General features: G+C 71.2%; 22 protein-coding genes. 4 read left to right on the top strand and 18 right to left on the bottom strand.

From position 1 onward, the window contains the following. Positions 1-75 precede the first annotated feature (75 nt). Positions 76-1041 carry a universal stress protein gene (locus ABT352_RS37945; RefSeq protein WP_350949881.1) on the bottom strand — a complete coding sequence of 322 codons (966 nt, stop codon included), beginning with the start codon at positions 1039-1041 and terminating at the stop codon, positions 76-78. A gap of 12 nt (positions 1042-1053) precedes the next feature. After that, positions 1054-1242, bottom strand: coding sequence for a hypothetical protein (locus ABT352_RS37940; protein ID WP_350949880.1), 189 nt, complete (start codon positions 1240-1242; stop codon positions 1054-1056). 441 nt (positions 1243-1683) lie between these two features. Here ABT352_RS37940 and ABT352_RS37935 point away from each other — a divergent pair, with 441 nt between their 5' ends. Both ABT352_RS37935 and ABT352_RS37930 read left to right on the top strand, forming a co-directional pair. Then, positions 1684-2580 carry a helix-turn-helix domain-containing protein gene (locus tag ABT352_RS37935; protein WP_350949879.1) on the top strand — a complete coding sequence of 299 codons (897 nt, stop codon included), beginning with the start codon at positions 1684-1686 and terminating at the stop codon, positions 2578-2580. Then, complete coding sequence (locus tag ABT352_RS37930; protein ID WP_350949878.1) at positions 2564-3349, top strand: SAM-dependent methyltransferase; 786 nt, start codon at positions 2564-2566, stop codon at positions 3347-3349. The genes ABT352_RS37935 and ABT352_RS37930 overlap by 17 nt, the downstream gene beginning before the upstream one ends. 233 nt (positions 3350-3582) lie before the next feature. Here the strand turns inward: ABT352_RS37930 and ABT352_RS37925 are convergent, their stop codons facing one another. The 7 genes from ABT352_RS37925 to ABT352_RS37895 form a co-directional block, all read right to left on the bottom strand. Continuing rightward, the gene (locus tag ABT352_RS37925; protein ID WP_350949877.1) at positions 3583-4122 is read right to left on the bottom strand and encodes a dihydrofolate reductase family protein; all 540 of its coding nucleotides are present in this window, start codon (positions 4120-4122) and stop codon (positions 3583-3585) included. A 118-nt stretch (positions 4123-4240) separates the two neighbouring features. After that, the gene (locus ABT352_RS37920; protein ID WP_350949876.1) at positions 4241-5053 is read right to left on the bottom strand and encodes an aminoglycoside 3'-phosphotransferase; all 813 of its coding nucleotides are present in this window, start codon (positions 5051-5053) and stop codon (positions 4241-4243) included. A 318-nt stretch (positions 5054-5371) separates the two neighbouring features. Continuing rightward, positions 5372-6016, bottom strand: a complete 645-nt coding sequence (locus tag ABT352_RS37915) for an SRPBCC family protein (RefSeq protein ID WP_350949875.1) — start codon at positions 6014-6016, stop codon at positions 5372-5374. Further along, positions 6013-6396, bottom strand: a complete 384-nt coding sequence (locus tag ABT352_RS37910; protein WP_350949874.1) for an ArsR/SmtB family transcription factor — start codon at positions 6394-6396, stop codon at positions 6013-6015. The genes ABT352_RS37915 and ABT352_RS37910 overlap by 4 nt, the downstream gene beginning before the upstream one ends. A 188-nt stretch (positions 6397-6584) precedes the next feature. Next, a complete protein-coding gene (locus tag ABT352_RS37905; RefSeq protein ID WP_350949873.1) occupies positions 6585-6983 on the bottom strand; it encodes a hypothetical protein in 399 nt (132 codons plus the stop codon). Positions 6984-7070: 87 nt separating this feature from the next. Further along, positions 7071-8393 carry a hypothetical protein gene (locus ABT352_RS37900; RefSeq protein ID WP_350949872.1) on the bottom strand — a complete coding sequence of 441 codons (1323 nt, stop codon included), beginning with the start codon at positions 8391-8393 and terminating at the stop codon, positions 7071-7073. A gap of 211 nt (positions 8394-8604) precedes the next feature. Further along, on the bottom strand, positions 8605-9315 hold the full coding sequence (locus ABT352_RS37895) for a TetR/AcrR family transcriptional regulator (protein WP_350949871.1): 711 nt from the start codon (positions 9313-9315) through the stop codon (positions 8605-8607). A 148-nt stretch (positions 9316-9463) separates the two neighbouring features. Here ABT352_RS37895 and ABT352_RS37890 point away from each other — a divergent pair, with 148 nt between their 5' ends. After that, the gene (locus ABT352_RS37890; RefSeq protein WP_350949870.1) at positions 9464-11110 is read left to right on the top strand and encodes an ABC-F family ATP-binding cassette domain-containing protein; all 1647 of its coding nucleotides are present in this window, start codon (positions 9464-9466) and stop codon (positions 11108-11110) included. A gap of 113 nt (positions 11111-11223) precedes the next feature. Continuing rightward, complete coding sequence (locus tag ABT352_RS37885) at positions 11224-12099, top strand: hypothetical protein (RefSeq protein ID WP_350949869.1); 876 nt, start codon at positions 11224-11226, stop codon at positions 12097-12099. Between the two features lie 85 nt (positions 12100-12184). Here ABT352_RS37885 and ABT352_RS37880 read toward each other — a convergent pair whose 3' ends face one another. The 9 genes from ABT352_RS37880 to ABT352_RS37840 form a co-directional block, all read right to left on the bottom strand. Then, a complete protein-coding gene (locus tag ABT352_RS37880) occupies positions 12185-13597 on the bottom strand; it encodes an acyl-CoA carboxylase subunit beta (RefSeq protein ID WP_350949868.1) in 1413 nt (470 codons plus the stop codon). Further along, a complete protein-coding gene (locus ABT352_RS37875; RefSeq protein ID WP_350949867.1) occupies positions 13594-15471 on the bottom strand; it encodes a dipeptide ABC transporter ATP-binding protein in 1878 nt (625 codons plus the stop codon). The genes ABT352_RS37880 and ABT352_RS37875 overlap by 4 nt, the downstream gene beginning before the upstream one ends. Next, positions 15468-16340, bottom strand: coding sequence for an ABC transporter permease (locus tag ABT352_RS37870; RefSeq protein ID WP_350949866.1), 873 nt, complete (start codon positions 16338-16340; stop codon positions 15468-15470). Before ABT352_RS37870 ends, ABT352_RS37875 begins: the two co-directional genes overlap by 4 nt. A gap of 4 nt (positions 16341-16344) precedes the next feature. After that, positions 16345-17424, bottom strand: coding sequence for an ABC transporter permease (locus ABT352_RS37865; RefSeq protein ID WP_350949865.1), 1080 nt, complete (start codon positions 17422-17424; stop codon positions 16345-16347). Positions 17425-17441: 17 nt separating this feature from the next. After that, a complete protein-coding gene (locus ABT352_RS37860) occupies positions 17442-19133 on the bottom strand; it encodes an ABC transporter substrate-binding protein (protein WP_350949864.1) in 1692 nt (563 codons plus the stop codon). A 101-nt stretch (positions 19134-19234) separates the two neighbouring features. Next, on the bottom strand, positions 19235-19645 hold the full coding sequence (locus ABT352_RS37855; RefSeq protein ID WP_350949863.1) for a nuclear transport factor 2 family protein: 411 nt from the start codon (positions 19643-19645) through the stop codon (positions 19235-19237). Between the two features lie 14 nt (positions 19646-19659). Then, a complete protein-coding gene (locus tag ABT352_RS37850) occupies positions 19660-20127 on the bottom strand; it encodes an ester cyclase (protein ID WP_350949862.1) in 468 nt (155 codons plus the stop codon). 10 nt (positions 20128-20137) lie between these two features. After that, a complete protein-coding gene (locus ABT352_RS37845; RefSeq protein ID WP_350949861.1) occupies positions 20138-20914 on the bottom strand; it encodes an SDR family NAD(P)-dependent oxidoreductase in 777 nt (258 codons plus the stop codon). After that, positions 20911-24492: type I polyketide synthase (locus tag ABT352_RS37840; protein ID WP_350949860.1), on the bottom strand; the 3582-nt coding region annotated here is incomplete at its 5' end. The genes ABT352_RS37840 and ABT352_RS37845, both read right to left, overlap by 4 nt.

The following is a 24492-nucleotide window of genomic DNA, read 5'->3' as shown; positions in this document are numbered from 1 at the left end:
CGCGCGAGCCCGCGCGAACCGGCCGGGCTCCAGGTCCCGTGGCGAAGGTCCCCGATCAGGAGAGGCCGGACAGGCTCAAAGTTCCCTGAAGGAGAGCTCCCGGCCACGGCCGTGCGGGCCGTGGGATCTCACCACGGCCACCGGCCAGGACGCGTGGTGCAGCAGTCCTCGGCTCACCGACCCGAGGAGCCGCGCTCTGAGGGGCCCCAGCCCGCGAGAGCCGACGACCAGCAGTGACGCCCGATGGCCGTGCGACAGCAGTGCCGCGAGCGGCGGTTCACCGGAGACGGTGGCGGTGACGACCATGCCGCGGCGGTCGCCTTCCAACGCGCTCGCCACCTCCTCCACCCATCGCCGAACGTCCTCTCCGGCCGCTGAGCGCGCGAATCTCCCCGTCCGGTGCGGGGTGTCCGCGCACGCGTGGATCACGTGCACCGGCAGCCGGTGAGCCCGGCCGTGGGAGAGGGCGAACCCCAGGGCCGCGAGCGAGCAGGCGGATCCGTCCACCCCCACCACGACGGGTCCCTGCCCCGAACCCGGCCGCGGTGTCACGTCCGGCCGCTGGACGGCGAGCACGGGACAGGGCGCGTACGCGGCGACATGGGCACTCACCGAACCGAGCAGCACGCCGGAGACCCCGCCGAGTCCCCGGCGTCCGACCACGAGCATCCGCGCCGTCCGGCCGAGTGAGACCAGTTCCGGCCCGGCGGCGCCGCGCGCCAGGATCGACCGCACGGTTCGGCCTGGCAGCAGCCGTTCGGCCAGCTCCACGCCGTCGGTCAGGATGCCGCCCGCGAGCGTGCGGCGCTGTCCGGTGACGGCGGCCTCACGTTCGGCGTGGGGGCCGTCCCAGACGTGGCAGACGGTCAGCTCCATCCACCGTGTGCGGCACTCGCGCGCCGCCCACTCGACGGCGGCGCGGCTCTGCGGCGATCCGTCGAACCCGACGACGATCTCCCTCTTCGCCGACGACCACCCGTCCTGGTGTGACGGCCTCTCCCCGGCGGAGACGTCGAAAGAGGCGAACGATGAGAACGGCACGGCGCCCCCTCCTCAGTCGCCCCGGCGAGACCCGGACGGCGGGACGCGCGCCGGGATGTCGTGGGTCCGCGGCTCGCGCACGCCGACGATCCTCAGGCCGCGCCACACCTCGCCGACGACGCCGACGACGCCGACAACTCTGTCGGCGAGAGCCCTGTCGGCGAGGGCCGAGACCGTACTCACCACCACATACGCAGCCATGTCGACCTCCTCGGGGGGGTGTCTCCATCCCATCGCCACAGCGGTGTTCGCACAGCGGCCGAACGGCCCGTCCGGCCGGGACTTCCGTCCCGCGCGCCGGTCTCGCCCGCCGTCGAACGACGTCTTCCGGGCAGGTGGGCGGCCCAGACGGGGAACGGGGGCGCTCATCGGCGGGCCTGGCCGTCGCGGACGTGCTCAGGAAGAAGGGCCGTCCTGCGGGGTGGCCCTTGACCGGACGCGCCTTCCGCAAGTTTTGTGATCTTGAAATTTCATGGAACACTACCTGAAATCCATAGGCAGTGAGAGAAAATAAGCAATAGCCTCAATTTCGCCTTCTGGACGATCTTGCCATGGCAAGTCAAGAAACATGGCAGTTCACGGAAAAGACATTGGTTCCCACTGACGGTCCAGGTCCGGCAGGCGGAGACGCTCGGAGGTGATGTGAACGCTCACACAGACGCAGGCGACATAGCGCGCCAGATCGTCGGCGCCCGGCTCCGGCAGCTACGGCTCCAGTGCAACCTGACCGCCGCCGAAGCCGGCAAGGCCATCCGCGCCAGCGAGTCGAAGATCAGCCGTATGGAGACCGGGCAGCGAGGCTTCCGCCGCGACGACCTGCGTGACCTGTTCACCCTGTACGGGGTCGTCGACCCGTACCAGCAGGAGATGCTGCTGTCGGTGGCGTTCGGCGAGCGCAAACCCGGCTGGTGGGACAGCAAGGAACTCCCGCTGGACACGGCGGTGGTGATGCGCCTGGAACAGACCTCGGACCTCATCCGCACCTACCAGCCGTTCGTCGTCCCACCGCTCCTGCAGACCCCGGAATACGCGGCGGCGGTCCACCGGATGAGCCGATACCCGGACCCGGCCCCGCGCGTCGAGAGGAACGTGGAACAGCTGCTGCGCCGCCAGAAGGTGCTCGCGGGCGACGATCGGCCCGTGCTGTGGGCCGTGATCGAAGAGCCCGTGCTGTGGCGGCCGATCGCGGGGATCGACGCGCACATCCGCCAGCTCATCGCGCTGACCGCCTCCGCCCAGATGAAGGGCATCAGCATCCAGGTGAATCCGATGGGCTCACGCTTCATCCCCGGATACGGGCCTTTCACCATCTTTCGCAGTGGTCACGGCCGGCCCCAGATGATCGCGATGCACGGCCAGCGGGACGAGGTCGCCGAGCGGTCCCTCCGGGAGGAGCACGCCGTCACCTTCGACCGGCTCTCGCTCGCGGCCCGCGACCGTGGCGACACGACGGCGCTCCTCATGAGGATCTGTGACCGCATTCACGTAATGGACGACCGTTCCCCTCTCGGAAAGGCATCAGGTGACCCATCCCAGTGACGCGTCGCAGGCGAGTGCGGCCCGTATGTACGATGTCATGCTCGGCGGCGAGGAGAACTTCGCGGCGGACCGGGAGGCCGTCAGAATGCTGGTGGCTCACTTCCCGACGGTCCCCGACGCCTGCCGGGCCAACCGCGGCTTCCTGCTGCGATCCGCCAGGGCGATGGCGGAAGCCGGCGTCGACCAGTTCCTGGACATCGGCTGCGGCCTGCCCACTCCCCCGAATCTCCACCAGGTCGTGCGCGGGATCCACCCGGACGCCCGCGTCGTGTACGTCGACAACGACCTGACGGTCGTCACGCACAACCAGTCGACGGTGGACCACTCCGGCGTGCTGACGATTCACGGCGACCTGCGCCGGCCACAGGAGATCCTCGACCATCCCCGGGTGCGGGCCACGCTCGACTTCACCAGGCCGATCGGCGTGTTCACGGTCGCGGTGTGGCACTTCGTCGTCGGGGACACCGCGCACGACCTCATGGCACAGTTGCGTGACGCCCTCGCGCCGGGCAGCTACCTGGGGCTGACCCACGCCTGCTCCGACACGATGCCGGAGGACGAGGCGTCCGCAGGGCTCGCGGTGTACGGGCAGACCCGCAACCCGGTACACCTTCGCACCATGCGCGAGGTCGGCGAACTGTTCGAGGGGTTCGAACTCCTCGACCCAGGACTCGTCCTGGCTGCGGACTGGCGCCCCGCCGACGGCGATCCCTACCCCGAGCACGCCTTCGAGGTCGTCGCCGGCCTCGGCAGGATCCCACCGCGCTGAGCGACGGCGCTCCGTCCGCCGGACCGTTCGTCGCGGGCCGGCGGCTCCGTCCGGTCCGGTACGGCGGGTGATCACCCCAGGTCCAGTGGATCGAACGATGGCCGGCATACGTCGGCGGCGGCCGGCCGGTCGAGGGCGCCACACCGACCGGATCGTCCGGCGACACAACCTGACACCGAAGCCGCCACGCCCGGGAGGTGGGCCCGCACGGCGGCTTCGGCGGCGGGCCGACGCTACTCGGCGGCCGGACGGTAGTCCAGCACGATGGCACCGGAGCTGAAGGTCGCGGTGCCGGCCAGCCTCCAGGAGGAGGTGGCGACACCGTCGGGGAACAGGCGCTTGCCGGAGCCGACCACGACCGGGTGGAGGAAGAGCTTGAGCTCGTCGACGAGCCCGTGCTCGATCAGGTAGGCGACCAGCTCGCCGCTGCCGTAGATCAGCAGGTCCTGGCCCTTCTCGGCCCTGAGCCTCGCGACCTCCTCGGCGACATCCCCCTTGATCACGGTGGCGTTCCACTCCGGATCCCGCAGGGTGGTCGAGGCGACGTACTTCGGCAGGCCGTTCATCTGCTCCGCCCCCGGCGTGCCCTCCATCTTCGGCCAGGCCTGCGACATGCCGTCGTAGGTCTTGCGTCCCAGCAGCAGCGCCCGGCTGGCGTGCAGCTGGCCGCTCTGGAACCTGGCGTGCTCGTCGTTCCAGTACGGGCCGGTCCAGGCGGGCTCCTCCACGACGCCGTCCATCGAGATGTAGATGACTGCGACGACCTTGCTCATGTCCTGCTCCTCAAGGGTGGCCGGCCTTCCGGCCCGCTGTTTTCGATGTGCCTTCAGCGTGGCGGAACCCGTTTACGGATTGTTTACGGGTTCTCGCCGGGCAGGCGGCCGCGGCCGGTCAGGCCAGGTCCCACAGCAGGCGGTAGTAGGCGAGGCGCTCGGGGTCGGGGACGATTCCGTACGCCTCGTACACGACGCCGTCGTAGCCGGGGCCGTGGTTCCAGTCCATGCTCCACGCCGCGACCGCGAGGTCCGCCCACCGGTCGGCCACCCCGAGCGAGCCCAGGTCGACGTGCGCGGCGAACGTGCCGTCCTCGTGCAGCAGGGTGTTGGGGGCACACGCGTCCCCGTGGCAGACGACGAGGCGATCGACGGCGGGGGGATTCCCGATGCGGGCCCGTGCCTCCGCGATTCCCAGGTGCCGGTGCTCGGGGAACCAGTCTGCGGGTCCCTCGCCGTCGGCGACGCGTTCGTCGGCACGCGCGAGCCGCCGCTCGACACTCCATTCGTACGGGCACCGCTCCACGGGCAGGGTGTCGTGGAGCAGGCGCAGTCCCCGGCCGATCGCGGCCGCCGCGGTCGCCGGGGCGTCGCTCCAGCGGGGATCCACCGCCGAGAGGCCCGGAACCGCCGCCGTGACCAGCCACGCGCCGTCGGCGTCCGTACCGTGCTCGAGGACCCGCGGGACGGTCACCCATCTCCGTGCCCAGATCAGGCGCTCCGCCTCCGCCTGAAGGTCGATCTCCGGGGTGCCGGCGGCGACCCACTTGGCGTATCTGATGCCGCCGCGTCCGTCTTCGAGGCGGAACGTCAGCCCGCCGAGCTCGTTGCGCCACACCGGGGTGACGGTGTCACCGGCGGCGAGCGCCGTGACGACGCCGGGCACGGTGACGGGGCCGGTCGGGATCTCGGAGATGACGGGACGGCTCATGAGAACCCCCATCCTTCATAGGCGCGGCGCCGGCGGCAAACGGTTTTCCCGCCGGAGAGGACCCGCCGCGCGGACGAGCAGGAAAAGACGACGCGTCCTGGTCGCACGGCCGAGGCGGGGCGCCCTACCGGGCCGTGACGGGACCGGGGTACTGGGACACCAACCCCGGGACGGTTCGGCAGGCCGCGCGCGCCGACACGAACCTTGACCGACGGCTCCCCGTAAGGTGCCCGGCCCGTGCTCCGGTGCCCGCGGCAGGCATCGCCTGATCCACCGCGGGCACCCGTCGCGGTGCGCGTGCGGCCGATCGCCGTTCGATCAGGCGTTCCCCTTCTCCACGGGGGAGCCGACGTCCGGGGCGAACTGCGCCAGCGAGACCTCGGTCGCGGCGGCGATCTCGGCGGGGTCGGCGGTGCCCGAGGCCTCGATCGCCGCGACCCACGCGTGGACCGACTGCCGGCAGAACTCCTGGCCCTCCGGCGAGTTCGCCGCCGCGACCGGGTCGTCACTCACCTCCCCTGCGACGAACAGGCCCAGCGCCATGAGGGCGCCGTCCCATCCTGGCCCGACATAGAGCGCGCCCGCGCCGCTGCCGGCCATCTCCAGGGGGACGGTGTGCTCGAGTTCGAGGGTGGTCGCCTCCTCCCCGTCGGGGGACAGGCGCAACTCGACCAGGCTGCTCTCGCCGCCGAACGTCACCTTCAGCAGGCTGGGAGGCTCGCAGCGCAGGATCCGGCCGCCCGCGTTGCCCTCCAACTGGAAGTCGCCGCCGACCCGCAGATCACCGCTGATCGGCAGGAACCAGCGCTTCATCCGGTCGGGGTCGGTCAGCGCCTCCCACACGTCATGGATCGGCGCCTCGTAGCGGCGTCGCAGCAGGACGCCGACGGCCTCGCCGTCGGCGGTCGACCGGTTGCCGACCTCACGGTTGATGGCGTTGATCTGGGCGATGATGTCGATCATGGATTTTTCTTCTCCTTGGCAGGGGGGCGACCGTCGGCCGCCGCTCCCGGATCGTCGGTCGGGTGGCGTTCGCCGCGGGTGAGTTCGGTGGCCAGCACGTCCAGGTGCCGACTCCAGAACCGGCGGAAGCGTTCCAGCCACAGGTCGATCTCCCGAAGGGGGGCGGAGTCCATGGCGTACAGGCGGCGGACGCCTTCGGCCCGGACTTTCGCGAACCCGTTCTCCCTCAGCACCCGCAGATGCTGCGAAACCGCCGAGGGGGAGAGTTCGAACTCCTCCCGGATGACCGCGGTGATCGCACCGGAGCTCCGCTCGCCGTCGGCGAGCAGCTCCAGGATCCGGCGCCGGACCGGATCACCGAGAACATCGAAGGCCTGCACAGGACACATTGTTTCAGCATTCACTTATATAAGTCAACACTGCTATATGGGTGGCGGGACTCACCCGCCTTCGGTCACAACACCACCGCCCCCAGGGCCCGAGCCCCTGCCGGAGGTCGACACCTCCAGGATCGCCGAAGGTCCCGCCGCCCATGCCGGGCGCGACGGGGCCTCTCGGCGGCCCGGGGTCAGGCGCGGCGCAACCCGACGTACTGGAGTTCGGCGAAGGCGCCGACCAGCAGAGCCTGGGCGACGACGAAGGCGACACCCAGCGGGTTCGGGTCCACCCAGCCCGTGAACAGCAACAGGACACTGTCCACGGCCCACAGCACGTTGACGACGATCAGCGTCCAGACGCCCGCCCTGGGCGGAACCGGGCGGGTGGCCAGATAAGCGACGAACGCCGTGAACGGCAGCAGCCCGATCCCGGCCCAGCGGATCAACGGCTCGGGGAGGGCGAGCAGACCGGCGAGCGGGGTCGCCGCGACGGCCAGCAGGAGCGCGAACCCTCCGGTGAGGACGGCGTCCGTCCTCAGCACGCGGGTCAGCAGGGAGGTGCGGCGAGCGGTGGGGGCGGTCGTGGTCATCGATGTCTCCTTCGCTGAGGGTGTCGGGTTTCGACACGCCCAGCACACCGCCCCACCCGCTGCCATCTGCAGACACGGCACTGCCATTCACTGCCGATTCTCACGACGAAGATCATCAGCGACGAGCTTGGCCGCCGCGTTCTGCCAGTTGTAGAGCGTACGTTCGGGAACCTCGCGGACGAACCAGTCGAACGCCTGCCGCTCGGCGGCGGCGAGCCCACCTCGATCGGCCCCGCGCCGGTAGGGACGCAACCCTCGAACGTACGGGAAGTACAGCACGTTGTAGAAGCGCCACTCCTCACTGGTGCCGAACTCGCCGTCGCGGGGCTTGAGCCGCTGAATGCTCTCCAGCAGCAGGTGCTTCAACTCGGCCGCCCGCTCCAGGGGAATGTCACCGGTGATCCGCGCGTCGATCACCGGCAGGTTCGCGAGCGGGCTGCTGGCGAGTTTGCCCAGATCGCCGTAGTTGGCCAGGGCGCGCCGCGTCAGCCGGACGAACTCGGTCTCGTCCGGCGGCGGCGGACCCTGCTCGCGGCGCGGCAGCGCCTCGGACGTCTCGCGCAGTTCGGCCCGCTCGCGGCGGATCTCCGGGTCGCCGGGAAAGGCGATCCGGTCCAGCGCCCGATGCACAGGAACGGCCAGCGTCTGTGCGGCGACGGCCACCGCGATCACGCCGAACAACAGCGCCGAGAGGGCGGGCGTGGACTCACCGAGCGCGACGGCCAGGGCGACCTGGCCGCCGGAGGCGACGGCCACGGCCGTCGCCCCCAGCAGGGACCGCAGCATGTCGCGCCAGAGCGCCTCCCCCGCCTGGAACGCGCTGGACATCGCGATGGCCACGCCCAGCAGGACCATGTCCACGTCGATGGCGACGATGGAGAGCAGACCGGGCGGGCCGAACAGCGGGAACACGAGCAGCGCCGCCCCCAGCCAGAAGAAGAGCGTGGCGACCACCACCAGCCACCCGGCCCGCGGCGGCCTGGCCCGCACGAGCAGCACCAGCACCCCGGCCAGCGGTCCCAGCAGCAGCACCCCGGCCACCACCCGCGCCGCGAGGCTCACCCCCTCCCCCAGGCCGGCCACCAGCAGCCACGCGAACACCACGAGCGTGAGCGGGACGAGCCCTCTGGACCAGACCCGGTCCAGCCGCTCACCACCGGGAACGAGGGTCAGCACGGCGCCCGTCCAGAGCAGCGCCGGCAGGCAGACCAGCGTGGTCTCGACCGCGCCCAGCACCTTCACCGCGTTGTCCGGTACGGCGGTGAGCACCTGGGCGATCGCCAGCGCGGCGGCGTAGGCCAGCAGTCCCAGGCCGGCCCGCCTCGGTCCGCGCTCGCGGGGGTCCCTGGCGATCACGTAACACCCGAGCCACCAGGTGAGCCCGAACACGGTCGCGACGGCGAAAAGCATCGGCCTCCCTTCCCGCTCCCTTACGGCCCTTCCCGGGCGCGAGCGTATCGGCCGCGCGCCGCGGGTCGATCGTCAGGTGGACCAAGATCGCCAGGGAAGGAAGGTGATCTTGATTTTCGTCTGTTCGCGACTCCGCACGGGCGCCTTTACATTGTAGATCAACAACCGTCGGTCCTCGCGACGGAGAGTTTCTCGCGTCGAGGCCGCCGACTCACCGGATCCGCGACTCGACGCCGTCCAGCAGGTAGTCCAGCCCGGTGCCGAACACCTGGTCCCAGTCATTGCCGATCGGGGCCCCGTGCGCGGCGAGAGTCGGATACAGCTCACCGTCGGCCCGCACCCGCAGCTCGGCGGCCCGCCTCCACCCGGCCTCGCCGTACGCGGCACCGGCGACCTGCATCGTCGCGGAACCGATGACGTAGTTGGCCAGGGCGTAGGCGGCGGCGGTGAGGCCGGGACCGGTGAAACCCGCCCCCGCGAGCGCGGCGTGCAGGTATTCGGTGCGGGCCAGCACATTGGGGCCCAGCAGGGGACGATCGAGCACCGCCACCGACCACGGGTGGCGCAGCATCGTGGCGCGCCACTCGGTGATCAGAGCGGTGACGTCGTCGCGCCACGCGCCACGCGACGTCGGAGGGACGGGCACCTCGCCGAACACGGCGTCGAGTGCGAGGTCCAGCACGTCGTCCTTGGTCTCCACATGAAGGTAGAGCGTGGTGGCGGCGGTCCCCAGCCGCTCGGCGAGGCGGCGCATGGTCAGCCGATCGGCCCCCTCCTCGTCCAGCAGCTCCACGGCCGCCCCCACGATCCGCCCGAGGGTGACGACCGGCTCGGCCCTGCCCGCGCGCGGGGGGCGCAGCCACACCCCGGGCGCCGCCTCACCGCTCCGGCGCCGCGTTCTCCTGCCCGGCGTAGCGCTCACGACCCTCCGATCCCCGACTCTCCCACTCTGAGGATCTTAATGGCTTGAGAAGCGGCCCGATCAATGTTCATAGTGTATGACCAATGTTCTAGCTGCGGTTTCGCCCGTACAACGCGCCGAGAACCGCCACCTTCGAGGAGACGCCACCGTGGGACATGTCGAGGCCGACGAGCTCACCTACGTGCTGCCGGACGGACGGCTGCTGCTCAACGAGGTGTCCTTTCGCGTGGGCGACGGCGTCACCGCGGCGCTGGTCGGCCCCAACGGAGCGGGAAAGACCACCCTGATACGACTGATCGCCGGCGACCTCCACCCCTCTTCCGGGCGGATCATCGCCTCCGGCGGGCTCGGTGTGATGCGCCAGTTCATCGGGGGCATCCGCGGAGGTCGGACGGTACGCGAGCTGCTGCTGTCGGTGGCCCCGCAGCGCGTGCGCGCCGCGACCGCCGAGTTGGAGCGGGCCGAGCGCGCGATGGGTGAGCGTGACCTGGAGGAGACCCAGCTCGCCTACGCCCGCGCCCTCGGCGACTACGCCGACGCCGGCGGCTACGACATCGAGGTCACCTGGAGCGCCTGCACCACCTCGGCGATGGGTGCCGACTACGAGCACGTCGCGGACCGCGACGTCGGCACACTGTCGGGCGGGGAGCAGAAAAGGCTCGCGCTGGAGGCTCTCCTGCGCGGCCCCGACCAGGTCCTGCTGCTCGACGAGCCGGACAACTACCTGGACGTCTCCGGCAAGCAGTGGCTGGAGGAGCAGCTGGGGGCCACCAGGAAAACCGTCCTGCTCGTCTCCCACGACCGCAGGCTGATCGCCAACACCGCGACCCGCGTCATCACCGTGGAGTCACGCGGGGTGTGGACCCACGGCGGCGGCTTCGCCACCTACGCCCAGGCCCGCCTCGACCGCAACGGGCGCCTGCACGAACGCCGCCGCCGCTGGGACGAGGAGCACGCCCGCCTCAGGAAACTGGTCCACACCCTGCGCCAGAAGGCGACCAACAACGACGCCGTCGCCTCCGCCTACCGGGCCGCCCAGACCCGGCTGGGCAGGTTCGAGGAGGCGGGACCGCCCGAGAGCGCACCCAAGGAGCAGAACGTCCGGATGCGCCTGAGCGGGGGCCGTACCGGCAAGCGCGCGCTCACCTGCACCCGCCTGGAGCTCACCGGCCTGACGAAGCCGTTCGACGTCGAGATCCACTACGGAGAGCGGGTCGCGATCCTCGGCCCGAACGGCTCCGGCAAGTCCCACTTCCTGCGGCTGCTCGCCGAATCGGGGGCCGGCGCCCCCTCCCCCACGTCCACGCCGCCGGACCCGGTACACCACCGGGGCACCGTGGAACTCGGGGCCAGGGTCGTACCCGGCTACTTCGTCCAGACGCACGCCCGGCCCGACCTGGCCGGACGGACTCCCGCCGGCATCGTCACGGCCGCCGGATCGCTCACGCTCAACGACGCGATGGCCTCCCTCGCCCGCTACGAGCTCGCCCCCGCCGGTCGGCAGCTCTTCGATACCCTTTCCGGCGGGCAGCAGGCACGCCTGCAGATCCTGCTGCTCGAACTGTCGGGAGCCACCCTGCTGCTGCTCGACGAGCCGACCGACAACCTCGACCTGGCCGGCGCGCAGGCGCTCCAGGACGGCCTCGCCTCCTTCTCCGGCACCGTGCTCGCCGTCACCCACGACCGGTGGTTCACCGACGACTTCGACCGCTTCCTGATCTTCGGTGCCGACGGGGAGGTCCGGGAGTCCGACGAACCCCTCTGGCAGCCGGACCGCGACCGCCGCGCACGATGACGGGTCGGGAGCGGTCGAAGTCGTCGGCGAACACGTCACCGGCCTCGCCCCGGCGGGCCCGCGTCCGATTCTTACAAGACAGCCCCGGCGAGTACCGGCCATCATCGGATGGCATGAGTGACAACATCCTTGACGCCGCTTCGGCCTTCATCCTCCGTGAGGGACGCCTGCTCGAACGCCGCCTGTTCGCCACGCTTTTCCAGGCGGCGCCCGTCACCGGAGTGGTGGACGCCCTGCGCGGCTACCGCAACGAGGACGGCGGCTTCGGTCACGGCCTCGAACCCGACAAGCGCTGCCCCGAGAGCCTGCCCATCGACGTGGAGGTCGCGTTCCAGACGTTGTCGGCGGCCGGTGTGCCCGGGACCGACCCGATGGTGTCGCACGCGTGCGACTGGCTCGCGACGGTCGCCGCACCCGATGGGGCGGTTCCCCTCTCCCTGCCGGTCATGGAGGCCTCCCCCAGGGCCGCGCACTGGTCGGACTGGACCTACGCGCCGGGGCTGAACCCCACCGCCGGGCTGGCCGGACTGCTGCACGAAATGGGCGTGGAGCATCCATGGCTCACCCGGGCCACCGACTGGTGCTGGTCGGCGCTGGAGAAGGGCTTCCCCGACGACGCGCACGCCATGTCCGAGACGCTCGTGTTCCTCGAACACGTCCCGGACCGCGACCGGGCCGAACGCCTCGCCGAGCGGGTGGGCGAGTGGCTCCCGCAGCTGAAGTGGTATCGGAGCGACCCCGCCGACCCGGAGTACGGGGTCAGCCCTCTGCATCTGGCTCCCCATCCCGGCAGCCGCTGGCGCCGGTTGTTCTCCGACGACGTGATCGAAGGCCACCTCGACCGGCTCGCCGCCGACCAGCGGCCCGACGGAGGATGGGCCATCACCTGGGAGCCTCCCGGCGCGGCCGCCACCCTGGAGTACCGGGGGGTGGAGACCCTGCGTGCCCTCCGGGTGCTCGGCGCCTACGGGAGGGTGCCGTCGACCTGACCTGGCGCCGCGTCTTTTTCCTTAGGCTTCCCGAGGATTCTCCCGCCCGCTGGGAAAGGCCCGGTGCCGCGAGGGATCTTCCCGGTCACAGCGGGATGTTCCCGTGCCGCCCTCGGGATTCGGGGAGTGCGGCGAAGGCCTCCACCAGTCGCCGCCGGGTGCGGGCGGGCTCGATGACCTCGTCGATCACGCCGAGGGAGAGCGCGCGGTCGACGCCGCCCGCCACCCGGCGGTGCTCCTCGACGAGCGCGCCGCGCAGCGCTTCCCGCTCGGTGTCGGGGGCCGCGGCGAGCTTCTTGCGGTGCAGGACGTTGACCGCCGGTTCCGCCGCCATCACGGCGACCTCGGCGCCCGGCCACGCGAAGACGGCGTCGGCGCCGAGGGAGCGGGAGTTCATCGCGATGTAGGCGCCCCCGTAGGACTTGCGGGTGACGAGCGTGACCCGGGGCACCACGGCCTCGCCGAAGGCGTGCAGCAGCTTGGCGCCCCGTCGTACGACCCCGTCCCATTCCTGCCCCACGCCGGGAAGGTAGCCGGGAACGTCGACGATCACGAGGAGGGGAAGCCCGAAGGCATCGCAGGTGCGGACGAACCGGGCGGCCTTCTCGGCGCTGAGGGAGTCCAGGCAGCCGCCCTTGCGCAGCGGGTTGTTGGCGACGACGCCGACGGCTCGACCGCCCAGCCGGCCGAGGCCGATCACCATGTTGGGCGCCCATCTCGGCTGGAGCTCCTCCAGCGCGTCGCCGCCACCGTCGAGAAGCCGTCGCAGCAGGGGCCGTACGTCGTAGGCGCGGCGCGGTTCCGCGGGGAGCAGCCCGGCCAGGCCGGGGTCGTCGTCGGCGGCCTCCTGCGGGTCGAACGCGCCGGGACGCGCCAGCAGGCCGGTGATGCGGCGGGCCCGGAGGTAGGCGGCGGACTCCGACTCGGCCACCACGTGGACCACGCCCGACTTGCGGGAGTGCACCTGCGGCCCGCCGAGTCCTTCCATGTCGATCCGCTCGCCGGTGACGGTGTGGACGACGTCGGGTCCGGTGACGAACACCCGGGCCTCCTCCGACATGATCACGATGTCGGTGAGCGCCGGCCCGTACGCCGCCGCGCCCGCCGCCGGCCCCAGCACCACCGAGACCTGCGGGATCCGCCCCGAGGCGCGGATCATCGCCTGGAACATGCGCCCCACGCCGTCCATGGACTCCACCCCGTCGGCCAGGCGGGCGCCGCCCGAGTGCCACAACCCGACCACCGGCCACCGCCGCACGACGGCCTCGTCGATCGTCTGAACGATCCGCAGCGCGCCGTCCATGCCCAGTGCGCCGCCCATCGTGGTGGCGTCGGTGCAGTACGCCGGCACCGGCGATCCGCCGATCCGTCCGCGCGCCGCGGTGACACCGCTGCCGTCGGGTTCGTGCGCCGGGATCACCGACCCCTCGTCCAGCAGCCGGGCCAGCCTGAGGAGTGGGGACCGGTGATCCGGCGCCACCTCGGTGGTGATCGTCATCGTCGGTTCCTTTCCGGTACGAGGGTGGGGACCGCGGCGAGCAGCTCCCTGGTGTACGGCTCCGCGGGGGTGGCGAACACCTCCGCGACGTCTCCCGTCTCGACGATCCGCCCGTCTTTCATCACCGCGATCCGGTCGCTGACGTGGTGGATGACGCCCAGGTCGTGCGAGATGAACAGCATCGCCACCGCCAGGTCGCGCTGCAGGTCGGCGAGCAGGTCGAGGATCTGCGCCTGGATCGAGACGTCGAGCGCCGACACGGGCTCGTCACAGACGATCACCTCGGGGGACGGGGCGAGTGCCCGGGCGATCGCGACCCTCTGCCGCTGTCCGCCGGACAGCTCGCGCGGATGGCGCCCCATCGTCGTCGTCGGCAGACCGACCTGGTCGAGCAGTTCGGCGATCCTGCGGCGACGCTCCTCGCGCCGAGCACCGGTCAGGGCCACCGCCTCGCCGACGACGCGCTCGACCGTGTGGCGGGGGTCGAACGAGCCGAGCGGATCCTGGTAGACGGCCTGGATCCGGCGCCGCCTCGTTCTGCGCTCGCGCTCGGGCAGGCCGCTCCAGCGTTCACCGCCGAGCCGTACGACGCCCTCGTCGGGTTCCAGCAGGCCGAGTGCGATGCGGGCCGCCGTCGTCTTGCCCGATCCGGACTCACCGACCACGCCCAGCGTCTCCCCCGCCCTGAGGTGGAACGACACGTCCCTTACCGCGTCGTGCCGGCCTCCGCCCGGGGTACGGAACCGTTTGGAGACACCCTCGGCCGCCAGCACCACCTCCCCCGCCTGTCCTTCCTCGCGCGCTTCCCGCCGCGCCGCGGTGAGCCGAGCGAGATCGGGGCGGGGCTCGGGAGTGTGTGAGGAGGGATACCAGCACAGTGCCCGATGCCCCGCCCCGATCTCGACAGGGTCGGGAAGCTTGTCTCGGCACTGCTGGTCGGCGTGCGCGCAGCGGGCGGCGTAGGGGCATCCGTCCGGTCCCGGCGCGGGCCCGGCGGCCGTGACGGCCGACAGCGGCGTCCCTTTGGCGTGGGCGGCGGGCACGGCGGCGATGAGCGCACGGGTGTACGGATGCCGGGGGGCGCCGAGAACCTGGGCCGCCGGGCCCTCCTCGACGATCAGCCCGCCGTACATGACGGCGATCCGGTCGGCGAGCCCGGTCACGACGGCCAGGTCGTGACTGATCAGCAGCAGGGCGGTGCCGTTCTCCTTCAGCCCGCGCAGCAGCGCGAGGATCTGCGCCTGCACGGTGACGTCCAGCGCGGTGGTGGGTTCGTCGGCCACGAGCAGTCGCGGCCCGGCGGCGAGCACGGACGCGATGAGCGCCCGCTGCCGCAGACCGCCGGAGAGCTCGTGCGGGTACTGGCGCGCGCGCCGGTCCGCGTCGGGGATGCCCACGTCGGCCAGGAGCGAGAGCACCCGCTCGCCGATGCCCGCCCGGTCCACGACCCTGTGGACGCGCAGTGTCTCGGCGACCTCGGCTCCGACGGGCCGGAGCGGGTCCAGCGACACCAGCGCGTCCTGGAGCACCAGGCCGATCCGGCGGCCCCGGACCGCGCGCCAGCCCGACTCGGTCAGGGACGACAGGTCCTCGCCCTCGAAGGTGAGCTCGCGGGCGCTGACCGACGCCCGGTCACCGGCCAGGCCGACGAGGGTACGCGCGGTGACACTCTTGCCGGAGCCCGACTCTCCGACGATGGCGAGGCACTCGCCGGGCGCGATCGTGAACGACACGTCCCGTACCGCGTGGATCCGCTCGCCGCCGAGGTGGAAGACGACGTCGAGGCCCTCGACCACGATCACGGCGTCCTCTTCGCGGGAGGGCACCAGAAGGCGGTCGCGACCTCCTGCCGGTGAGCGTCGCGAGACGGTCACGGTGTCCTCCTGGTGAAGCGGCTCTGGGCGGAACGGCCGATCACATTCACCGCGATCACCGTGGCGGTGACGGCGGCCCCGGGGAACAGCCCGATCCACCACGCCGTCTGCAGGAAGTCGCGGCCCTCAGAGAGCATCGCCCCCCACTCCGGCGCGGGCGGCTGGGTGCCGAAGCCGAGGAAGCTCAGCCCGGATCCGGCGATGAGCGCCGTGCCGAAGCCGACGGTGGCCAGCACCAGCAGCGGGCCCAGGGCGTTGGGCAGGATGTGCCGCGCGATCAGCGTCGATCGCCGCAGCCCGAGTCCGCGGGCCGCCTCGACGTACCCCGACCTGCGCACCACCAGGGCCTCGGCGCGGACGATCCGCGCGTATCCGGGGGCGAAGGCGACGGCGATGGCGAGGACGACGTTGGCGGTCCCGCCTCCCAGGACGGTGATCACGAGCAGTGCGACCAGGAGCTGGGGCAGCGAGAGCAGGATGTCGGCCACACGCATGACGGCCTGGTCCGCCGCACGCCCGCCCAGCGCGGCGACGAGGCCGAACACCGCTCCCCCCGCGACGGCGAGGCAGGTCGCGCCCAGGCCGAGGAGCAGGGAAGGGCGCGCGCCGTGGACGACCCGGGTGAACAGGTCGCGGCCGAGCTGGTCCGTGCCGAACCAGTGCTCGCCACCGGGCGGCAGCAGGGCGTTGACGGGATCGATGGTGATCGGCGAGGACGCGGTCAGCGCCTCGGGCGCGAGGGCGGCCACCAGGATGGGGACGAGCACGGCCCAGGCGACCACCGGTGACCGGCGCCGGGCGGCGAGGGCGAGCCGCGAGCGGACGGAGGTACGGACGGGGAGGCCGGCGAGCACGGGGGTCACGGACACGCGATCACCCGGCCCGTAGCCGCGGGTCGATGACCGCGTACAGGAGATCGACGGCGGTGGAGATGAGGACGAACACGAACGCCGACAGCAGCACCACGCCCATCACCACCGGCATGTCCTTGTTGCCCACCGCCTGCAGGGTGAGTGCGCCGATGCCCGACCGGCCGAAGACCGTCTCCACCAGGACCGCGCCGCCGAGCAGCGTCCCGACGAGCCATCCCGTGAGGGTGGCGAGCTGTACCGCCGCGTGCCGCAGCGCGTGGCGCAGCCGGACCGCCGTCTGGCTCAGGCCCCGCGCCCTGGCGGTGATCGCGAACGGCTGCGCCAGCGCGGCCTCAAGCCCCTCGCGCAGCACCTGCGCGAGGACACCGGCGATCGGCAGGGCCAGTGTGAGCGCGGGCAGCACCAGGGCCGCCAGGTCCTGCGCGCCGACGACGGGGAAGATCTGCAGCTGGAAGGAGAACGCGGTCAGCAGCAGGATGCCCAGCCAGTACGAGGGCAGCGAGACGGCCACCAGTTCCCAGGCCGTCGCCACGGCCCGCACCCCCCGCCGTCTCCCGGCCGTCGTCACCGCGGAGACCAGCGCGATCAGGACGGCGAGGACGGTCGCGGCCACTGCGAGCTGCACGGTGGCGCCGAGCTGGTCGCCGATCAGTTGCCAGACCGGCCGCTGGAGCTGGTAGGACGATCCCAGATCGCCGGTGACCACCCTGCCCAGGTAGCCGACATACTGCAGGAGCACCGGCCGGTCGAACCCGAACTCGGCCCTGATGCGCTCCCGCACCTCCTCAGAGGCCGTGGTCGCCGGTCCCAGCAAGGTCGCGACGGGATCTCCCGGGATGAGCTGGAGGGCGATGAAGGCGAGGGTCGCGGCGCCGTAGAGCACCGCGATCCCCGCTGCCAGCCGCCTCGCGAAGGCCCTCACCGCGCGGCTCCGCCTGCCCTTGCTCGCCTTTCCGGCCTTCTCCCCCTTCCCGGGAGCGATCACCGCTTCGGCGGGGGTCGTTCCGGGGAGAGTGGCTCCGGCAGCGGACGTCTCGGAGGGCGCCACCTCGGCAGGAGTGGGCACTGCTTTGCCGGTCACCGCTTTGGCGGGAGTCTTCACTGCGCCGTCTTGCCGAGCCACACGTCGTAGAACAGCGGCCAGGCGTTGGCGTCGAGCGTGAGCCCGCGCACCTGCTTGCCCAGGCCGAGCACCTGCGACTGGGTGTAGACGGGGATCACCAGTGCGAGATCGACGGCGCGCTGCTGGGTCTTGCCGTACACGTCCTTCCTGACGGTCTCGTCGAGGGTGGCCCGGCCCTGGTCGGTCCAGGCGGTCAGGTCGGGGTCGTTGAGGAACGTGGCGTTCTGGCCGCCCTTCTGGGGCTTGCTGGCGCCGTTGAAGAGGAGCCACAGCACGTCCGGTTCGAAACGCGACCAGCTGTAGTCGGCCAGGTCGGCCTTGCCTCCGTAGACCCGTTCGAGGTAGGTGCCGATGTCGGCCTGGGGGCGGAGGACCTCGACGCCGATCTTCTTGAGGTCGGCCTGGAACGCCTGGCCGAGGATGTCACGCTGGTCACGCACGTACTGGGCGGGCAGCAGCGGCCAGTCGATGATGAGGCGTTTGCCGTCCTTGGTGCGGTAGCCGTCCGCGTCCCTGCCGGTCCAGCCGGCCTCGTCGAGCAGCTTGCCGGCGAGCACCGGGTCGTAGGGCCAGCTGTTCTCCAGCGCCGCGTTGTAGCCGGGGGTGGTCGGCGCCAGCGGGCTCCACGCCCTCTTGAACTGGCCGAAGTAGAGTGCCTTGACGTTCGTGTCGATGTCGATTCCCCGCTGGAGGGCCTTGCGGACCTTCTCGTCGTTGAGAGGCGGCTTGGAGGTGTTCAGATAGATGCTGTAGTTCCCGCCGGGGTAGTCGGTCTTGAGGAGTGAGAGGTTGGTGTTGGCCTCGACCGTCTTCGCATTGGCCGGGGGGATCGCCGCGGCGACGTCGATCTGGCGGCTGTTCAGCGAACCGACCCGGACCGAGGCCTCCGGCAGGAAGCGGACGGTCAGCTTGTCGAGGTAGGCCGGCCCGGTGTGACCGCCGGTCTTCGGCGCCCAGGCGTAGGCGTCGTTCCTGGTCAGGACCGCTTCCTGACCCTTGGTGTAGGCGGTGAACACGAACGGCCCCGTACCGACTCCGACCGGTCCGCCGGAGCCGAGCGTGGCCGCGTTGGCCGCGATCGTCTTCGGCGAGTAGAAGCCGAGATAGGCCGTGCTCGCGGCCTGGAGGAAGGGGGCGAAGGGCGCGGAGAACTCGACCTTCACCGTGTGCGGGTCGACGACCGTGGTCCCGGTGTACGGGCCCAGAAGGTTGGAGGCGAGCTGCGACTTGGTCGCGGGGTCGGCGATGCGATCGAAGTTGACCTTCACCGCCTCGGCGTCGAAGGGGGTGCCGTCATGGAACGTGACCCCCCTTCTCAGGCGGAAGGTGTAGCTCTTCAGGTCGGGCGCGACCTCCCACGACTCGGCGAGCCACGGGTGGAACGTACCCGAGGCGTCCTCGGCGATCAGCGAGTCGAAGACGTTACGGAGGATCGCCCCCGTGATGTCCTGCGAGCTGACGTGGATGTCGAAGGAGACCGGCTCGGTGTCGGCGGCGAAGGTCAGCGACCCTCCCTTGACGGGAGCCTCCGACGCCGAGCCGGTCACCCCGCTCTTGTCACTCGTACCGCCGGAAGAGGTGGCAGGGGAGCCGCACGCGGCCAGCAGGAGCATGGCTCCCGCCACCGCACCGAGTTTGATTCGCGACAGCCCGAATATTGTGAACACGTGCATTTCACCGCTCCGGCGGGTTGGTAATAGAACGAGGAAAATCTACTTTCGCCGAAAGGTTAAGCCTGGGGGCGCGGTGGAAACACCCCAGTCAACCCCTAGTGGGAAACACCTTCGGCCAGCGGATATCGGGGGACGGATACGCGTAGCTCGATGCGCCACCCCTCCGGCGTGCGCTGCAGGACGTCGAGATAATCGCCGTTGTGCACGCTCCCGTCGGGAAGCACGGCGAGATAGCGGCTCCTCGCGCGGACGACACCGTCGTCGTCCACGAAGATGTGCGTGTCGAGAGTCTGGTGGTCAGGTCCGTACGGCCTCAGGCTTAGAGCGAACTCCCCGATCGCGGGCAGCCCGCGCACGACGCGTCCCGCTCCCCTTCTCAGCTCGATCACGGCGTCGGCGGTGAAGACCCCGCCGAGGTCGTCGACCTCCGCGTTGTCGAAGACATGGGAGAACAACGCGAGCGTCCCGCGAATGCCGGAAACGTCCTCCAGTGATAATTCATCCATTTATCGCCGCCCGCTCAGGAAATCTGCTGAAGGATACCGAGGCGGTCAGGAAGAACGTTGTAGCGCACGATCTTTCCGTCCCTGAACGTTATCCGGCTGATGCTGTTTCCAATAAAATGCCGTCCGCTCGCGGGGGCGCCGAACAGCGGGGCGCGGTGGACACCCTCGATCCGCCAGAAGACCACCACCCGGTCGCCTTCCGCGACCAGGTCGGTGACGGTGGCCTTCACGTTCTCGACGGTCTGCCAGACACCTTGGATGTGCTCGCGGAAGTCCTCCCTCCCGCCGGGCCCTGCTCCGGGCGGGACCGTCTCGTCGACGGCGTCCTCGGCGATGATCTCCTCCAGCAACTCCGGGCGTCGCAGGGTGATCAACTCCTCGTAGAGGCGCCGGGCGACCTCCTTGTTCGCCTCCGTGCTCGTCTCGGTGCTCGTCTCGGTGCTCGTACGGGGGTTCGTGCCGGTGTTCGTTTCCGTGCTCATCTCGGAACTCCTATCTGGGTGCGTCGCCGGGGAAGGCGGGCGGAAGGAGGATGCCGTTGTTGGCGCTGAGGCCGCCGTCGACGGGGATGGTGACGCCGGTGACGTATGACGCCGCGGGCGAGGTCAAAAACCAGATGACCTCCGCCTGCTCGCGCGGATCCGCCCAGCGGTGCTGCGGGATGCGGCCGGTCACGGCCGGCCCGAGGGTGGGGTGTGACAGCACGCCCGCGGTCATCGCGGTCGCCGTCCCTCCGGGCGCGATGGCGTTGACCCTGATGTTCTCCACGGCGTAGTCGATCGCCGCACCGCGCACCAGGTTGATCACCGCCGCCTTGGAGGCGTTGTACGCCCAGGTGGCCGGGTCGCCTCCGAGTCCCGAGACCGACGAGGTCGCCACGATCGAGCCGCCACCCGCCGCGCGTAGAGCCGGCAGCGAGACCCTGATGCCCAGCGCCACACCCCGCACGTTGACGGCGAGGATCCGGTCGAATCGGTCGATGGCGCCCGGCGACTCCAGGGGGCCCGCGCCACCGATCCCGGCGTTGAGCACGACCGCGTCCAACCGCCCGAACTCGCGGACGGCGAGGTCGACCATGGCGGCGTTGGTCTCCTCCGTGGACACGTCGCCGACGAGCGGGACGACACCGTGGATGGCGGACAGCTTTTCCAGCTGCTCCCCCGCCACATCGACGGCGACGACCCTGGCCCCCCTGTCGGCGAACAGCTCCGCGGTCGCTCTCCCGATGCCGGACGCGGCACCGGTGACGATCACGACCTGAACACTCATGCGTTCCTCTTCTCTGTGGACTGCGTGGACTTCGTGGAGTCGGCGGGCCCTGTGGAGCTTTCGGATACCGCGAACTCTCCGGTGGGGACGAGCGCGTCGATCCACTCGCGGACCGCCGCCACCGTCGTCTCCGAGTGCTCTTCGAGCACCGTGAAATGGTCACCGGGCACGTCGACGGTCTCGTGCGGCAACGGCCAGAACGCCCGCCAGTCGAGCCGCCCCGTAGGGTCGACGACGGTGCCCCGCAACGGCTCCCGCGCCCGGACGACCAAGGTCCTGGCGTCGATGGGCTTGGGCTGCCAATCGGCCAGGATCCGGCCGTAGGCGCCCATGGTGGTGAGGCTCGCGTCGCTCCAGACCATCTGGTAGCGCTCGATGCGCTCCACCATCCCGGTGAGCATCGCGGCCAGCCACCAGTCGCGCATGCCCTCCAGCGTCGGGCTCTCGATCGGGTAGGAGTCGATCAGGACGAGCCCGGCCGCCGGGGTGCCGCGGCTCTCCAGCTCGGCCGCCACCGAGTGCGCGATGCACCCGCCCATGGAACGGCCGAGGATCACGAACGGGCCGTCACCGACCAGTTTTTCCACGGTGTCGGCGTGCATCCGGATGAACGTCTCCTCACTGTCGGGAAGGAGATCGTCCGGCGCGTACCCGGGTGAGGGCACCACGTGAACATCTCGCTCGCCGCGCATGGCATGGCCGAACCGGGCGTACTCGTGCGGGCCGGAGATGGCGCTGACGGCGGGGAAGCAGACCAGCGTGATCGGCGCGTCGCCGGAGGCCAGCAGGAGCGGCGCGACGACGTGCTCGGCGGCCTCTGTCGTTCCGAAGCTCGACCGCAGGTGGGAGACCACGCCGATCAGTTCGGCGGCGGCGGCGAACTCACTTTGCCCGCACAGCTGTCGATAGAGGTCGGACAGCGGCCCCTGCCGCACCGCCGTACTTCCCCCGGCCCGCGCGGGGTCAGCGGAATCGGACGGATCGCCGGTCGCGGAGGCTCTCGCGAGCTCGGGCAGCAGGTAGCCGGTGAGGGCATCGGGCGTGGAATGGTCGAAGGTGACCGTCGCGGGCAACCGCAGGCCGGTCAGCGTGTCGAGCCGGTTGCGCAGCTCGACGGCGGTGAGCGAGTCCAGACCGAGATCGTTGAACGGGCGGTCGGCCGCGACTGCCTCGGCCGGCGTGCCGAGGACCGCCGCCACCTCCGCCGTGACCACGTCGAGCACGACCCGCGCCCTCTGTTCCTCGGGCACCCTGGCCAGGCGGTGGGCCAGCGCGGGACCGGTGACCGCGGAAGCCCTGGACGCTCGGCGCGGCGACCGGACCAGGCCACGCAGCAGCGAAGGCGGTTGCGCTCCGCCCGCCCGCAGAGCGGCGAGGTCCAGCGGGGCGGGGACGAGAAGCGCATGACCGGGAGGGGTGAGATCGAGCTGGAGGTTGTCGAATCGCAGCGCCGCGTCGAAGAGTGCCAACCCTTCAGCGGTGGTCAGTGCCCGGACGCCGGCGCGCGCGGCGCGGGCGCGGTCGGCATCGGTCAGGTGCGCGGTGACACCGCTCGGCCGCGCCCACATGCCCCACGCCAGTGACAGCGCGGGCAGCCCGAGAACCCGCCGGTGTGCGGCCAGCGCGTCCAGGAAGGTGTTGGCCGCCGCGTAACTCCCCTGCCCCGGCCCGCCGAGGATTCCCGCGACGGAGGAGTAGAGGACGAAGGCGGCCAGGTCGTGGTCGCGGGTGAGCTCGTGCAGGTTCCAGGCGGCGTCGACCTTGGGCCGCAGTACGGTGTCGACGCGTTCCGGCGTGAGCGAGGTGAGCAGGCCGTCGTCGACCACGCCCGAGGTGTGGACGACCGCCGTCAGCGGATGCGCCTTCGGGATCGTGGCCAGCACCTCGGAGAGTGCCTCCCTGTCGGCCGCGTCGGCTGCCGCGACGGTGACCCGCGCACCGAACCCGGCCAGTTCCTCGACGAGCTCGACGATCCCGGGAGCTCGCACTCCCCGCCTGCCCACGAGCAGCAGATGGCGAACTCCGCGTACGGTCACGAGGTGCCGGGCGAGCTCACCCGCCAAGGCTCCCGTGCCGCCGGTGATCAGCACGGTTCCCTCGGGATCCCACTCCCGCCCTTCGCCGTCGGGCGCGGACACGCGGGCGAGCCGCGGGGCGAGTACCTTCCCGTTTCTTACGGCCACCCGTGGTTCACCGGAGGCGAGCGCGGCGGCGACCGCTTCGTGGACGGCGTCCGGTGAGGCGTCCGCGACATCGACGACGACGATCCGGCCGGGATGCTCGGCCTGCGCCGATCCGACCAGTCCCCAGATCGGCGCCGTCGCGGGGTCAGGGCTCTCCTCCACCGCCGTGGAGACCGCGTCGCGAGTCACGACGACGAGCCGCGCCGACTCCGGCCGCTCGGGCTCCCGAGGGGACACCCATTCCTGAAGGAGTCCGAGCACCCGGTTCACCTGGCCGTGCACAGCGCCGGGCAGATCGACGGACTCGAACTCCGTCCCGGAGACGAGGACGACATCGGGCTCCTGCTCCGCCTGGTCCGCCCGCGAGGTCGCGGTGTCCACCTCCGTCCAGGTCATCCGGAACAACGTGTCGCGCTCGGCCGGACGGACGGCCCGCAGCTGTCCGGCCGAGATCAACCGGGCTCTGAGGGAGTCGACGCTCGCCACAGGCGCCCCGGAGGCGTCGGTGGCGTGCAGGGACAGCTCCTCCTCGCTGTGCAGCGTCAACCGGACGCGCAGCGCCGCCGCACCCGAGGCGTGCAGCCGTACGCCGCCGTAGGCGAAGGGCAGACGGTTCTGGCCGGGCGGGCTGTGGCGCAGCCCGTGGTGTGCGGCGATGTGCAATGCCGCGTCGAGCAGGGCGGGGTGGAGTCCGAAAAGCCCGGCATCAGCCCGTTGTGGGTCGGGCAGCTCGATCTCGGCGAAGAACTCCTTCTCCGTACGCCAGGCCGCTCTCAGTCCCTGGAAGGCGGGCCCGTATGTCAGTCCCGCTTCGGCGAGTACGGGGTAGACGTCGTCGATCTCTACGGGTGCCGCGCCGTCGGGCGGCCACACCTCCAGCGAGACCTTCTCCTCCCCCTCTCCCCTGGGCGCCACCGTGAGGAATCCGGCGGCGTGCCGTGTCCACTCCGCCTCTCTTCCAGCCTCGGCGGGACGCGAGTACACCGCGACCGGGCGACGCCGTGCTTGGTCAAGCGAGCTTTCATCGCCGAGCGGGCTCTCATGCCCCGGCGCTCCGACGGAGACCTGGATGTGTACCGCACCGCGTTCCGGGAGGACGAGCGGGGTCTCGATCACCAGCTCTTCCAGGGTGTCGAGGCCGACCTCGTCACCGGCCCGGATCGCGAGCTCCACGAGTGCGGTGCCCGGCACGATGACGGTGCCCATGACCGCGTGGTCGGCGAGCCAGGGATGGGTCCGCAGCGAGAGCTGCCCCGACAGCAAGGTCGCGTCGGCATCGGCGAACGCCACACTGGCGCCGAGCAGCGGATGGTCGGCCGCGCCGAGCCCCAGTCCGGTGGCGTCTCCCGCTCCCCGCAGGTCTGGTTCGAGCCAGTAGCGCTGCCGCTGGAAAGC

Origin of the sequence: Streptosporangium sp. NPDC000563, from assembly GCF_040299985.1 — a bacterium.
Taxonomy (GTDB): domain Bacteria; phylum Actinomycetota; class Actinomycetes; order Streptosporangiales; family Streptosporangiaceae; genus Streptosporangium.
Note: the sequence above shows the minus strand (reverse complement) of the source record. Positions and strands in the feature narration are given on the sequence as shown.